Genomic DNA, 13,363 nt, shown 5'->3' with positions numbered 1-13,363 from the left:
AAGAGCGATGGGGAAGACGATGAACCAACAGGCCATAGACGTATTCTTGGGACAACAGAAGGTCTGCCGACTGGCTACGGTAGATCGTCAAGGCCAACCGCACGTGGTTCCTGTCTGGCACATACTACTGGATGGCGAACTCTACGTTGAGACCTCACCACGATCCAAAAAGGGCCGGAACCTGCAGGCCAATCAGAAGGTGGCCCTCGTAATCGATGCGGGTGACAGTTTCGAGCATTATAAAGGGATCATGATTCAGGGAATAGTAGAGTTCGTCAACGATAAGCGGATGCTCCAGCGATTTCGTGATGCGATGGCGCAGCGCTACTTTGGCACCGCGGAACATCCAGGCTATAAGTACCTCGTCAGCGGTCCTGATCCGCTGCTGATGAAGGTCGTTCCCAAAAAGGTCGTGACCTGGGATTACAGTCAGAAGAAGCTATAACAAGGAGTAACGTCTTGAACGAGCAAGACCTCGCAAAATACGCCGGCCAGTTGGACTCCAGGATTCCGCTGCTGGGTCCTCGGTTGCGTCGGGAGGCGTGCCGAAAACTGGCCGAGGACTCCTCGCCAGGCGCTGTACGGTATCTGGTTCAGGCTCTCCGTTCGGACGACGCGGAGGTACGCTCGACGGCCGCCGCCGCCCTCCGCGCGCTCAAAGACGCGGCCGCCGTGGATGCCTTGTGCGCCCTGTGGTCGAAGGAGCGTGACGAGCAGTTGGGCCGTATCGTCGCCGAGTGTGGTTACGTCGCCATCAAGCCGGTTGAGTTGCGCGTACTGTCGGCCTTGAAAGCGAACCGGCCTGAGGTGGCGGGCGAGAGCGAGGCTGCAGTCAAGCCCCTTGTGGATGCCCAGGACGATCGGGATCAGGAGATAGCGAAATGCGCGAAGGCGGCCCTGAACCGGCTCACGAATGCGGCCGCCGTGGATGCCCTCTGTGAGCTCGCCATCGCTGATCCGGCAGGAGCCATAGCAGCCCTTGTCAAGGAGGCAGGGTATCTGCCGCAAAGCGTCGGTCGGCGCTGTGTGCTGTTCCTGCTGACCAAGCAGTTCCAGCGCTACCTCGACCTCGATCCGGAATTTCAGCATCTCCGTGCGGAATACCGGGTCGGCGATAAGGAACTGCGCAGGCGAATCAGCTCGCTGATTCGCGGTAGCGGCGATACCAGGCTGATGGGGCTCTTCCGCGAGAGCCGCCGACGTCAGCTCGCGAGCGAACTGACAGAGCAGGAGACCGCTACTGTCATCGACGTGTACGCTCGGAATCAACAGTGGGCTGAGATCTTCGCCTTGCTGTTTCAGATCCCTCTGGTGAGTGCCGTTGTGGGGCTTGATCGACTGGGACAATCGGGTTGGCGACCTGAGAGCCCTGCCGAGGCAGCTCTGCTTGATGAATTGATCGAACTTCGCTCGGCCATTGCCGAAATTCCCGAGAGAGCCCCGGCGCCCGGGGTCGCCTTCGGCGCAGCGCTCATCCGATGGATCGAACGAGGCCGCAGCGCAGAATTTGCAGGTCAATCTCCGGACACCTTGCGAAAGACTCTGCTCCGGAGCTCCCCGCCTGATGCGGTAGCCGCACTGGCCGCATTGGTGAGCAGCGGCAAGTTCCCCACGGGCGACATCGAGAAAGTACGTACACATCGCCACTGGCTGGTGCGCCTGGCCGGTCTGGCACTCTGCGAGATCGCCACGCAATTCGTCTTCTCCGAAACGCCATCCGGCCGCGGCGGCGGGAGGATCTGGATCGAACGCCTGGCGCCGGCAGTGCTCGATAGAGCACTATACCGAAGGCGTGCCGTCAGTCTTAGCGCGGACCAACTGGACGCGCTGCAGGCGGCATTGGCACCGGGAGGAGACCGGAAGAACGGGCGCTGGGCATACGGTCGGCTGATTGAGGCCCTTGCCCGTCACCGGCTGCAGCAGACCGTCGCGGTGGATGCACAGATGACTGTCGAGATTCTTGAACCGGCCATTGAGATCGAGGAGTGAAGATGCAGAGATCTCACGGACTGATTGATGCTGACCTCGATCTGTTGATCGAGAACGAGCGGGATGGGACGCTCTTGGTCCTGATCCCTGAGGGAGAGTTTTTGGCGGGTGATGCGCGATTTCCGGTTCGTCTGCCGGCCTACTATCTTGGGCTCCATCCGGTGACCAATGCCCAGTACAAGCGGTTCGTCGAGGCTACAGGTCACCGGCCGCCGGACCAGGCAACGTGGGGCCAGCCGACTTGGCATGGCCAGGAGTTCCCCCCGGAGAAGGCCGATGATCCCGTGGTCTGCGTAAACTGGGCGGATGCCCAAGCCTATTGCGAGTGGGCTGGCCTGCGCCTACCGACAGAGCTCGAATGGGAGAAGGGGGCGAGAGGGAACGATGGCCGGACCTATCCCTGGGGAAACGACTGGGAAGGGGGGCGTTGGTGCCGGTGGCACCAGGACCGGGGTCAAACGACGACCTGCAGTATTTGGAACCATCCGGACGGGTGCAGTCCCTGGGGGCTCTACCAGATGGCCGGGAATATCTGGGAATGGTGCGCAGATTGGCACGACGATGGCGCCTACGAGCGGTACAAACAGGGCAACGTCGATCCACCCTCGAGCGGAACCTCTCGGCTCGTGCGTGGCGGCTCCGGGAGTCTCGGTCCACTCGACATCTATCGGTGTACCTTCCGTAGCAACGTTGCCCCGACCTCTGCAGAGCACGACCTCGGGTTCCGTTGCGCCAGGTCTTTCACATAACTCCTTGTTTCTTTTTGGTAAGATGTGAAGATTTAGCTTGACAATCAGCCGCATTTTGGTATAGTAAATTAACCTTTTAATCGAACTCAGAGAGGTTCGAAAAGGAGATGTTGTGGGGACTTCGCAAGTCATTCTAGATATTGTGCATCGAGCGACCTCCTCGCCGGATGGTGAGGGGGTTTTTTTGTGCCCTGAACTTCATGGCTGCTGAATTGAACGAAAGAGCCCTGATTCTGGAACAGGCCGGCATCCAGCGGGCTGTAACCAGGATTGCCCACGAGATCACGGAGCGAAATAACGGGACGGAGGACCTCGTCCTGATCGGCCTCCGTAGTCGAGGGGTAGATTTGGCCAGGCGGATCGCCAGGGAGTTGAAGTTTATTGCTGGGACTGATACTCCGGTTGGAGCCCTGGATGTGACCCTGTATCGCGACGATCTGGACAAGGTCGGGCCGCAGCCGGTGGTCCGAACAACCGAGATCCCGTTCTCGATCAACGAGAAGCGGGTGGTGTTGGTGGATGATGTCCTGTATACCGGCCGGACTATCCGGGCCGCCCTGGACGGACTGATCGATCTTGGTCGGCCCCGCCTGATTCAGCTTGCCGTCCTCGTCGATCGAGGTCACCGCGAACTGCCGATCCGGGCCGATTATGTCGGCAAGAATGTCCCCACCTCACGGCAGGAGCAGATTCAGGTCCTGCTCACTGAGGAAGATGGGGAGGACAAGATCGTCATCGTGAAGGGGTAGAAGAGGACGCGATGGGCCTGGCAGGCAAAGATCTGTTGAGCATGCGGGAGCTGACGGTCGACGAGATCCGGCTGATCTTGGACACTGCCGAGTCGATGAAGGAGGTGGCTCGCCGCGACATCAAGAAGGTGCCGGCTCTGCGTGGCAAGACCCTGATCAATCTCTTCTACGAGCCTAGCACGCGGACCCGGACATCCTTTGAGATCGCAGGCAAGTGGCTGAGCGCCGACGTCATCAACATCTCCATCTCGTCCAGTTCGGTGGCCAAGGGAGAAAGTCTGAAGGACACGGGTCTCACACTGCAAGCGATGCACCCGGACATCGTCGTCATCCGCCATCCGTCCGCTGGAGCGGCGGAATTCCTGGCCAGGCGGATTGCGGCGTCGATCATTAACGCCGGAGATGGCGCTCACGAGCATCCCAGCCAGGCCCTGCTCGACCTCTTCACCATCAGAGAGAAGTTGGGGCGACTGGAGGGGCTCAAGGCAGCCATTATCGGCGACATCGCCCACAGTCGGGTCGCCAGGAGCAACATTTACGGGATGCAGAAGATGGGGATGGAGGTACGGGTCGCAGGGCCACGGACGATGCTCCCCCGCTTTATCGAGCGGCTCGGCGTTGAGGTCTTTACGAACCTCGATCGAGCCATCGCCGAGGTCGATGTCATCATGATGCTGCGACTTCAGACCGAGCGTCAACAGGCCGGGCTGTTCCCCTCGCTGCGAGAGTACTCGCGCCTGTTCGGTCTCAGCGGAGAGCGGCTGAAGGCCGCAAAGTCCAATGTCCTGATCATGCACCCCGGCCCGATCAATCGGGGCGTGGAGATTGCGCCGGACGTTGCCGACGGGCCCTATTCGCTGATCCTCAATCAGGTCGAAAATGGCCTGGCCGTGCGAATGGCCTTGCTCTACCTCCTTGCCGGCGGCGGCCAGACAGGATAGTTCGGGAGATGGAGCGATCATGAGGATACTGATTAAGGGCGGACGCGTCATCGATCCTGCAAATGCGGTCGATGACGTTCTGGACGTTCTTATAGAAGATGACAAGATCGTCCAGTTAGACTGGAATTTAGCTGGATACATGCTCAACTCAACGGGAAGAGAGAAATCTTCCAGAGGTTCAAAGTCCCAGACAAATGAGATAGGCCCCATTGATCGGATGATGGATGCGACGGGACTGGTGGTCTGCCCTGGATTGATCGACATGCATGTCCACCTGCGCCAGCCAGGGCGTGAGGATAAAGAGACTATTGCGAGCGGGACGATGGCCGCAGCGCGGGGTGGCTTTACGGCGGTCTGCTGTATGCCGAACACCGCCCCGGTCAACGATACGCGCTCTGTTACCGAGTTCATCCTTGACGTGGCCAAGCGCGAGGGTGCCGTTCAGGTGTATCCCGTTGGCGCTATCACGAAGGGGCTGAAAGGGGAGGAGCTGGCCGAGATCGGAGAGCTGTTCGAAGCCGGCTGCGTCGCAATCTCCGACGATGGTCGGCCGGTCATGAACGCCGAACTGATGCGTCGAGCCATGGAGTATGCGGCAATGTTTGATCTGCCGGTCATCCAGCATAGCGAGGATTTGCACCTGAGCGGCAGGGGTGTCGCCCATGAGGGGTTCGTCTCGACCGAGCTCGGGTTTCGCGGCATCCCCTCGGCCTCGGAGGCAGTGATGGTCGCGCGGGATATCCTCCTGGCGGAGCTGACCGGCGCGAAACTCCACATTGCGCACGTAAGCGCAGCCGAATCGGTGCGCCTGATTCGTGCGGCCAAGGCCCGCGGGGTCCGGGTGAGTTGCGAGGCAACCCCGCATCATATTGCGCTCACAGAAGAAGCTGTCCGTGGCTTCAGTGCTCACGCCAAAATGAATCCGCCGCTTCGGTCTGAGACCGACCGACAGGCCCTGCTCGAGGGGCTGCGAGACGGCACCATCGACGTGATCGCAACGGATCATGCCCCTCACACGGTCCAGGAGAAGGAGCAGGAGTTCGATCTGACCCCCTTCGGGGTGATCGGCTTGGAGACGGCGCTTGCCGTGACGCTGACAACCATGGTGCACCCGGGAGTACTGAGTCTATCGGAGGCGATTGCGAAACTGAGCAGCGAGCCCGCGCGTATCCTGAAGCTTCCAAAGGGACAGATCGCCGAAGGCGCCGACGCCGATCTGACGATCTTTGATCCAAACCGTGACTGGACGGTGGAGCCTTCTGCCTTTGCCTCCAAGAGTCGGAATACACCTTTTGATGGGTGGCGGTTGAAGGGGGGAGCGGTAGCGACGCTGGTAGCCGGCAAGGTGGTGTGGGAGGCATGATGAGGGGACGTTTGTGAAACAGGCGTTGTTGGTGCTGGCCGATGGCACCCTCTTCGAGGGGTCGTCCTTTGGCGCAGAGGGGGAAACCGTCGGCGAGGTGGTCTTCAACACCAGCATGACCGGATACCAGGAGGTCCTGACGGACCCCTCGTATAAGGGCCAGATGGTCGTGATGACCTACCCCCTGATCGGCAACTATGGCATCAACCCTGAGGACGTGGAGTCAACAGCGCCGGCCGTGGAAGGATTCATTGTGAAGGAGGCGAGCCCCTACCCGAGCAACTGGCGCAGCACTCGGACCCTTGACAGCTACCTTCAAGAGCAGGGCGTCGTGGGAATTCAGGGAATCGATACCCGAGCGCTCACCAGGCATCTGAGGGATCATGGGGCGATGGAAGGGGTGATCTCAACTCAGGATCTGGATCCAGAGAGCCTTGCTGCCAAGGCCAAGTCCTCGCCTGGCCTGATCGGTCGCGACCTAGTGATAGAAGTCGCCTGTAAAGAATCTTACACCTGGCGACAAGGGACATGGCAATTGGGAAAGAGGTATGAAGAGCAGGAGCTAGGGGTTGGGGGTCAGGGAACAGAGCAGAGGCTGCAACTGAATCTCTTTCCTAAACCCTCTACCCTAACCCCTACACCCTACCGCGTGGTAGTCTACGATTGCGGGATCAAGTGGAACATCCTGCGGAAGTTGGTGGAGGCAGGGTGCGACGTGACGGTGGTCCCGCCGGACACCCCCGCGTCCACGGTCCTGGATCTGGCCCCGGATGGGATCTTCTTGAGTAATGGTCCAGGCGACCCGGAGGGTGTGCCGTATCTGATTGACAACGTACAAAAGCTGATTGGCATCAAGCCGATCTTTGGCATCTGCCTGGGGCATCAGATCCTGGGCCTCGCGTTCGGGGGGCGGACCTACAAACTGAAGTTCGGGCATCATGGCGGCAACCAGCCTGTCAAGGATCTGACGACCGGGAAGGTGGAGATCACCACTCAGAACCACGGCTTTGCCGTAGACATCGCCTCGATCCCTGATAAAGAGATCGAGCTGACCCACATCAACCTCAACGACCACACCGCCGAGGGGATGCGGCACCGTCGCCTCCCGATCTTTTCGGTGCAGTACCACCCGGAAGCCTCCCCTGGTCCCCACGACGCCGGCTACCTCTTTCAGCGCTTCGTAGATGTGATGGCGAAGGCGCGTGCAGGCCAATGAAGGCGGGGGTTGGACTCATCATTCATCGGGAGCAGGAGGAGTATCTCGGGCGGCTGCTCCCCGAGAGGGATCTGCTGCTGCAAGAGATGGAACGCTTTGCAGGCGAGCATGACATTCCGATTGCCGATCCGGAGGTTGCGACGTTTCTGGAGATTACGGTCCGGACCATCCGGGCAGAGCGGGTTCTGGAGGTCGGCACCGCCATTGGGTATGCCGACATCTTTATGGCGCGAGCCATATCGTCTCACGGCAGGGTGGTGACCATCGACACCAACGCTGAGATGATCGTGAAGGCGAAAGCGTATGTGAAGCGCGCCGGCCTGGAGAACCAAGTGGAGTTTCATAAGGGGCCGGCGCTGACGGTCATCTCGACACTTGAGGGGCCATTCGACCTCGTCTACCTTGATGCGGTGAAGGAGGAGTACCGGGACTATCTGGATCTGGCCTTACCGTTGATGAGGACCGGCGGGATCGTTGTCTGTGATAATGTTCTCTGGAGAGGACAGGTCGCGAGCGGCCGCTTGGTCGCCGAACAGTATCGTCGATCAACCGAGGCGCTTCGCGATTTTAATGACTACTTCGTCCACCATCCCCAGTTTCTCGCTCAGATCCTCCCAGTAGGCGACGGCCTTGCCTACGGCGTAAAGGTGACGTAGGTGCCAAAGCGCACTGACATTGAGAGCATCTTAATTATCGGCTCTGGCCCGATCGTGATCGGGCAGGCGTGTGAGTTCGACTATTCGGGGACTCAGGCCTGTAAGGCGCTGCGGGAGGAAGGCTACCGGGTGATCCTGGTCAACTCGAATCCGGCCACGATTATGACCGACCCGGAGACGGCGGACCGGACCTACCTGGAGCCGCTGACCGTACCGATGCTTTCGCAGATCATCGCCCTGGAGAAGCCCGATGCACTGTTACCCACCCTCGGGGGGCAGACCGGCCTCAACCTGGCCGTCGCGCTGGCCGAGGAGGGCATCCTGGACCGATACGGGGTTGAGATGATCGGGGCGAAGCTCCACGCCATTAAGAAGGCCGAAGACCGCGACCTCTTCAAGCAGGCGATGCAAAAGATCGGGGTTGAGGTGCCTGAGAGCGGCCACGCCGACTCTTTCGAGCAGGCTCGTGCCGTTGTCGAACGAATCGGCTATCCGGCGATTATCCGTCCTTCGTTTACGCTTGGTGGCGCCGGCGGCAGTATTGCCTACAATCGGGACGAATTCGACGAGCAGGTTCAGTGGGGGCTCAGCATGAGCCCCGTCCACCAGGTCCTGATTGAAGCCTCCGTCATCGGCTGGAAGGAGTTCGAGCTGGAGGTCATGCGCGACCTGAAGGACAATGTGGTGATCATCTGTTCCATCGAGAACTTCGATCCGATGGGGATTCACACCGGTGACTCGATCACGGTGGCCCCGGCTCAGACCCTGTCTGATAAAGAGTATCAGCTTATGCGGGACGCCTCCATTGCTATCATCCGGGAGATTGGCGTCGAGACGGGCGGCAGCAATATCCAGTTCGCCGTCAATCCCGAGAATGGGCGGATGTTGGCGATTGAAATGAATCCGAGAGTCTCTCGATCCTCGGCATTGGCCAGTAAGGCCACCGGGTTTCCCATCGCGAAGATCGCTGCCAAGCTGGCCGTCGGCTACACCCTGGATGAGATCAGCAACGATATCACGAAGGAGACGACAGCCTGCTTTGAACCGACCATCGATTACTGCGTCGTCAAGTTCCCTCGATTCTCGTTTGAGAAGTTTGCCGGCGCGGACGAGACCCTGACGACGCAAATGAAATCGGTTGGGGAGGCGATGGCGATCGGTAGGACCTTTAAGGAGGCTTTGCAGAAGGTGATCCGCTCGCTCGAGATCGATAGGTATGGGCTCGAGAGCCGGATCTTCAAGGGTAAGGTCGTACGGGGTGCAGAGATGAGCGATATCGACCTGAAGCTGGTCCGAGACCGCCTCTGCATCGCCAATTGGGAGCGGGTCTTCTATCTTGCCGACGCGCTCCGCTTGGGGATGACGGTGCAGGAGATTCATCGGCTCACGTCCATTGATCCCTGGTTCCTCGAAAACATCAAGGAGATCGTAGACTTTGAGGACCGATTGATCGGCCTCGGTGGGCGTCGTCGTGGGCCGACACTGCTCCGCCTCTTGACGGCTCCAATGATGCGCGAGGCCAAAGCCCTGGGTTTTTCAGACCGCCGACTGGCCGAGCTTGTCGGCTCGCAGGCCTCCACCGTCCGGGATGCCAGGAAGCGGATGGGGATTGAGGCCACCTTCAAGATGGTGGATACCTGTGGCGCCGAGTTCGTAGCCCATACGCCGTACCTCTACTCGACGTACGAGCAGGAGTGCGAGGCCAATCCGACCGGCCGCCGGAAGATCATGATTCTGGGTTCCGGCCCGAATCGGATCGGTCAGGGGATTGAGTTCGACTACTGTTGCGTCCACGCAGCCTTTGCCTTGAAGGAGATCGGCTATGAGACGATCATGGTCAATTGCAACCCGGAGACGGTCTCGACGGATTACGACACCTCCGATCGCCTGTACTTCGAGCCGCTCTGCCTGGAGGATGTCCTGAACATTGCGGAGCGGGAGCGGCCAGAGGGAGTGATCGTCCAATTCGGTGGGCAGACTCCACTGAAACTCGCCATCCCGCTAGAGCAGGCTGGCGTGAAGATCCTGGGAACTCCGCCAGACGCTATCGACCGAGCCGAGGACCGGGAGCGATTCAAGCAGATGCTGCAGCGTCTTGGCCTGAATCAGCCGCCAAATGGGACCGCCGTCTCGGTAAGCGAGGCGCTTCGAACCGCGCAGCAGATCGGGTATCCGGTCTTGGTGCGACCCTCATATGTTCTCGGTGGCCGTGCGATGGAGATCGTGTATAACGAATCGAGTCTCCAGGAGTACATGACGCGTGCAGTGCAGGCCTCGTTGGATCACCCCGTACTGGTCGATAAGTTCCTGGAGGACGCCATCGAGATGGATGTGGATGCCCTGTGCGACGGCCAGGAGGTTGTAATCGGTGGGATCATGGAGCATATCGAAGCGGCGGGAGTTCACTCCGGCGACTCGGCCTGCTCTCTGCCACCCCGGTCGGTGCCACAGTCATTGCTCGATCAGATCCGGGTCCAGACAAAGGCCATGGCGCTGGAGCTTGGGGTCGTTGGCCTGATCAACATCCAGTTTGCGATCAAAGACCATGTGGTCTATGTCCTGGAGGTGAACCCCCGCGCCTCGCGGACCGTCCCATTCGTCAGCAAGGCGATCGGCGTCCCGTTGGCCAAGCTGGCGGCCAAGGTCATGGCTGGAATCAGCCTCAAGGAGCTGGGCTTTACCGAAGAGCCTGCGCTTCGCCATGTGGCGGTCAAGGAGGCGGTCCTGCCTTTTGTCAAGTTTCCTGGGGTCGATGTCCTCTTGGGGCCGGAGATGAAATCGACCGGTGAGGTCATGGGGATCGATCGCGAATTCGGGCTGGCCTTTGCCAAGTCACAGGTGGGAGCGAGTGGTGCCCTCCCCCTGGAGGGAACGGTCTTCCTGAGCGTGCGGGGCAACGACAAATCTCATATTGTGCCCCTGGCGCGACGGCTCGCGGAACTGGGCTTTCACCTTGTAGCGACGGCCGGGACCGCGGCCGTGTTACAAGGCGGGGGCGTGACCGTGGAGCCAGTGGCCAAGGTCATCGACGGCGTACGCCCACACATCGTCGATAAGATGAAGAATGGCGAGATCGGCCTGGTCATTAATACGCCGGAGGGCCACCATGCGCGCCTCGACTCGTACTCCATCCGACGGACAGCGGTTACCATGGGCATTCCCTACTTTACCACGATGGCCGCGGCGCACGCAGCGGTGGAAGCGATCCAGGCAATGCAGCATGGGCAGTTGAGGGTCAAGGCACTGCAGGAGTATCACTCAGATGTTGGGTGCGCGTAGGGGCAGCCCCTTGCGGCTGCCCTAGGTGGGGAGTGTGGGGTCCGATGTTGAGAGGTGCGGGGAATGGCGGCGGCATCTGAGGTCCAAGTTGAGGTGGTAGCCAATCGGCAGATCGCGCCGGAGTACTTTTCGATGCGTCTGGTTGGCCCTCGACACCTGGCTCGATTCCGCCCTGGTCAATTTCTCATGCTCGGATGGCCCGATGGACGCGATCCGCTGCTGCCTCGGCCGATGAGTATCAGGTGCGCAAGCCAGTTCAAAGTTCAAGGTGTAAAGTTTCAAGTTCAAAAAGGCTCTTTCGCGAACCCAAAACTGGGCACAGCCCAGGTGGAGATCCTCTACAAGGTGTGTGGTCGCGGGACGACACTCTTGGCGGCGATGCGGCCAGGGAGGTCGCTCCGCGTCCTCGGGCCCCTGGGGAACGGCTTTGAGGTTCCACGTTCCGTCACAGACATTTTCTTGATTGCCGGTGGAATCGGCGCCCCTCCCATCGCTGCCCTTGCCGAGGCGCTGGCTGCGCGCCGGACATCACGCGGAACGAAGATGACCGTCTTTCTCGGCGGGAGATCGAAGGCTGATCTGCTGTGTACCGCCGATTTTAGGCGGGCCGGCGCAAAGATTCACGTGACCACAGAAGACGGCAGTGCGGGTCAGAAAGGGTTGGTGACCGAGCTGCTGGAGCAGTATCTTCACACCCGACACCCGACACCCGACACCAGTATTTATGCCTGCGGCCCGTATCCTATGCTGGCGGCCCTTGCGTCGCTTGCCGAAAAATATGAGCTGCCATACCAGGCTTCCCTGGAAGCGAGCATGGCCTGCGGCTTCGGAGCCTGCATGGGCTGCGTCGTACCGGTGAAGGGGGGCGGACAAGATCGGACCTACCGCCTCGTCTGCAAGGACGGACCGGTCTTCGACGCCCGTGACATCCTCTGGTCCCATCAGAGATAACCCCTATGACCCCGTCGTCTTCTATTCCCGCTCCTCGCGTTCCACACCACTCTTTCGACCTCCTCACAGAGGAAGTTCCGAATCCGCCGGTCCTCACGGATCTTTTCGGTCTGGTCGCCGCCCGGCCAGGCTCCAGCCTCCTGGATGCTGACCCTTGGGCTGTCAATCGCTGGCGGGCTACGTGCTTCGGCTATGATCCGTTCCTTACCTTCTCGGCGAAAGGACAGGAAATTACCATCTCGCTCCAGGGTGAGCTACGCCGACTCACCGGTGATCCCTTCCGGCACCTTCAGACGCTTCTCCAGCAATTTGGTGACACCGCGCCTATCCGGGAATTTCCAGGCGCCGGCGCCATCGGCTACTTTGGGTACGATCTCCGACACCATCTCGAAACAGTGCCGGCTGTGGCGGTGGACGACCTTGGGCTGCCGGACTGCGTGATCCATTTTTACGACCTCCTCTTCTGGTTCGAACCGGGAACGGGCCAGCTTCTCGTCACCTCATCCGGCTTACCGCTCCCCCCAGGCGCCGAGCGGGAGCAAAGGGCTCGGAAGCGGTTACAGGAAGGCCTTGACCTGATTCGACGGGCCCGGCTCGCCGGTAGCGTGCCGCCCGAGTTACCGCATACCGAGGCCCCCCTTGAAAGCAACATGTCAAAGACGCACTACTTCAAGGCGCTGGAGGCGGTGCTAGAGTACATCGCGGCGGGCGACATCTATCAGGCCAACATCTCGCAGCGCTTCGCCGCTTACTTCTCGGGTGACCCCTGGGCCCTCTACCGGCGCCTGCGGAGCCGCTTCCCTGCGTCCTTTGGGGCGTATCTGCACTGTGGTCCCTTTCAGGTGCTGTCCAACTCCCCGGAACGGTTCCTGCTGGTGGAAGGGAACCGGATCTCGACTTGTCCAATCAAGGGGACACGCCCTCGCGGGATGACGGTAGAGGAGGATGCGCGCATCATTGGTCAATTGCGCCGCGATCCCAAGGAGCGCGCCGAGCATGTCATGATCGTGGACTTAGAGCGGAACGATCTGGGCAGGATATGTCAGGTCGGTTCCGTGCATGTGGAGCAATTCGAGACGATCGAAACCTATCACACCCTCCACCATATGGTCTCAACCGTGGCAGGCATCCTCGAGGAGGGGACAGATCCGATCGACTGTCTGCGGGCCACATTTCCTGGCGGCTCTATCACCGGAGCCCCCAAGATCCGCGCGATGGAGGTGATCGACGAGGTGGAGCCGACGGCTCGTGGCCTCTACACCGGGGCGATCGGGTTCATCGGGTTCTCCGGCGCGATGGAGTTGAACATCGCTATTCGAACGGCCATCGTAACAGGCGGACGGATCTATTTCCAGACCGGCGGCGGAATCGTGGCTGATTCCTCACCGGCACGGGAGTACGAGGAGACGTTATTAAAGGCCGAAACCTTCTTTCGGACCCTCGGCGTCGGCGCTGGCTTTGGGAGGTAAA

General features: G+C 60.2%; 11 protein-coding genes. All 11 read left to right on the top strand.

All coding sequences use genetic code 11. The annotated features are described in order from the left end of the window. Positions 1–7: 7 nt before the first annotated feature. The 11 genes from PHV01_RS01680 (at position 8) to pabB (ending at position 13,362) form a co-directional block, all read left to right on the top strand. Entirely contained in the window at positions 8–445 is a 438-nt protein-coding gene (locus PHV01_RS01680; RefSeq protein WP_337289412.1) for a pyridoxamine 5'-phosphate oxidase family protein, read from the top strand. A gap of 14 nt (positions 446–459) precedes the next feature. Then, complete coding sequence (locus tag PHV01_RS01675) at positions 460–1,989, top strand: HEAT repeat domain-containing protein (protein ID WP_337289411.1); 1,530 nt, start codon at positions 460–462, stop codon at positions 1,987–1,989. Between the two features lie 2 nt (positions 1,990–1,991). Next, the gene (locus tag PHV01_RS01670) at positions 1,992–2,738 is read left to right on the top strand and encodes a formylglycine-generating enzyme family protein (protein ID WP_337289410.1); all 747 of its coding nucleotides are present in this window, start codon (positions 1,992–1,994) and stop codon (positions 2,736–2,738) included. Between the two features lie 200 nt (positions 2,739–2,938). Then, positions 2,939–3,487 (top strand): bifunctional pyr operon transcriptional regulator/uracil phosphoribosyltransferase PyrR, encoded by a 549-nt coding sequence (gene pyrR, locus PHV01_RS01665; RefSeq protein WP_337289409.1) that lies wholly within the window; start codon positions 2,939–2,941, stop codon positions 3,485–3,487. A gap of 11 nt (positions 3,488–3,498) precedes the next feature. Then, positions 3,499–4,428, top strand: coding sequence for an aspartate carbamoyltransferase catalytic subunit (locus tag PHV01_RS01660; protein WP_337289408.1), 930 nt, complete (start codon positions 3,499–3,501; stop codon positions 4,426–4,428). A gap of 19 nt (positions 4,429–4,447) precedes the next feature. Continuing rightward, a complete protein-coding gene (locus PHV01_RS01655; protein WP_337289407.1) occupies positions 4,448–5,791 on the top strand; it encodes a dihydroorotase in 1,344 nt (447 codons plus the stop codon). Positions 5,792–5,804: 13 nt separating this feature from the next. Further along, positions 5,805–7,007, top strand: coding sequence for a glutamine-hydrolyzing carbamoyl-phosphate synthase small subunit (gene carA, locus PHV01_RS01650; protein ID WP_337289406.1), 1,203 nt, complete (start codon positions 5,805–5,807; stop codon positions 7,005–7,007). Continuing rightward, the gene (locus PHV01_RS01645; RefSeq protein ID WP_337289405.1) at positions 7,004–7,663 is read left to right on the top strand and encodes an O-methyltransferase; all 660 of its coding nucleotides are present in this window, start codon (positions 7,004–7,006) and stop codon (positions 7,661–7,663) included. Before carA ends, PHV01_RS01645 begins: the two co-directional genes overlap by 4 nt. Further along, positions 7,664–10,942, top strand: coding sequence for a carbamoyl-phosphate synthase large subunit (gene carB / locus PHV01_RS01640; RefSeq protein WP_337289404.1), 3,279 nt, complete (start codon positions 7,664–7,666; stop codon positions 10,940–10,942). Positions 10,943–11,005: 63 nt separating this feature from the next. Then, the gene (locus PHV01_RS01635; RefSeq protein ID WP_337289403.1) at positions 11,006–11,893 is read left to right on the top strand and encodes a dihydroorotate dehydrogenase electron transfer subunit; all 888 of its coding nucleotides are present in this window, start codon (positions 11,006–11,008) and stop codon (positions 11,891–11,893) included. A 5-nt stretch (positions 11,894–11,898) separates the two neighbouring features. After that, positions 11,899–13,362, top strand: coding sequence for an aminodeoxychorismate synthase component I (gene pabB / locus PHV01_RS01630; RefSeq protein WP_337289402.1), 1,464 nt, complete (start codon positions 11,899–11,901; stop codon positions 13,360–13,362). The last annotated feature ends 1 nt before the right edge of the window (position 13,363 follow it).

Origin of the sequence: Candidatus Methylomirabilis sp. (assembly GCF_028716865.1) — a bacterium.
Classification (GTDB): Bacteria; Methylomirabilota; Methylomirabilia; order Methylomirabilales; family Methylomirabilaceae; genus Methylomirabilis.
The sequence above is the reverse complement of the archived record's forward strand: the minus strand, read 5'-3'. Positions and strand labels throughout refer to the sequence as shown.

What these genes read in the sequence shown, in the direction of transcription:
- pabB (WP_337289402.1), top strand. Translation starts at nt 11,899, where the DNA reads ATGACCCCGTCGTCTTCTATTCCCGCTCCTCGCGTTCCACACCACTCT.
- PHV01_RS01645 (WP_337289405.1), top strand. Translation starts at nt 7,004, where the DNA reads ATGAAGGCGGGGGTTGGACTCATCATTCATCGGGAGCAGGAGGAGTAT.
- PHV01_RS01670 (WP_337289410.1), top strand. Translation starts at nt 1,992, where the DNA reads ATGCAGAGATCTCACGGACTGATTGATGCTGACCTCGATCTGTTGATC.
- PHV01_RS01660 (WP_337289408.1), top strand. Translation starts at nt 3,499, where the DNA reads ATGGGCCTGGCAGGCAAAGATCTGTTGAGCATGCGGGAGCTGACGGTC.
- PHV01_RS01655 (WP_337289407.1), top strand. Translation starts at nt 4,448, where the DNA reads ATGAGGATACTGATTAAGGGCGGACGCGTCATCGATCCTGCAAATGCG.
- PHV01_RS01635 (WP_337289403.1), top strand. Translation starts at nt 11,006, where the DNA reads ATGGCGGCGGCATCTGAGGTCCAAGTTGAGGTGGTAGCCAATCGGCAG.
- pyrR (WP_337289409.1), top strand. Translation starts at nt 2,939, where the DNA reads ATGGCTGCTGAATTGAACGAAAGAGCCCTGATTCTGGAACAGGCCGGC.
- PHV01_RS01680 (WP_337289412.1), top strand. Translation starts at nt 8, where the DNA reads ATGGGGAAGACGATGAACCAACAGGCCATAGACGTATTCTTGGGACAA.